Origin of the sequence: Pseudoalteromonas sp. CR1 (assembly GCF_019392235.1) — a bacterium.
In the GTDB taxonomy this organism is placed as follows: Bacteria; Pseudomonadota; Gammaproteobacteria; order Enterobacterales; family Alteromonadaceae; genus Pseudoalteromonas.
Genome location: NZ_JAHXRM010000457.1, coordinates 1 through 251, shown reverse-complemented (window position 1 = coordinate 251; position 251 = coordinate 1). Strand labels below are relative to the sequence as shown.

Below are 251 nucleotides of genomic sequence, written 5' to 3'. Positions count from 1 at the left end.
GGGAAAGCGGTCGATCGCGATCACCCGCTCGGCGCCCATCAGCCGCGCGCTCTGCTGCGCCATCAGGCCGACGCCGCCGCACCCCCACACCGCGACCGTGTCGCCCGGCCGGATGCCGCAGAAATCGGCGCCCATGTAGCCCGTGGGCGCGGCATCGGAGAGGAACAAGGCCGTCTCGTCCGCCACGCCGTCGGGCACCTTGAAGCAGTCCACGTCGGCATGCGGCACGCGGATATACTCGGCGTGCGACC

The 251-nt window shown here is 71.7% G+C and carries 1 pseudogene; it reads right to left on the bottom strand.

Annotation, left to right across the window (positions count from 1 at the left end):
- Positions 1-251, bottom strand: a pseudogene (locus KZZ04_RS20135) (hypothetical protein); the annotation flags it as partial.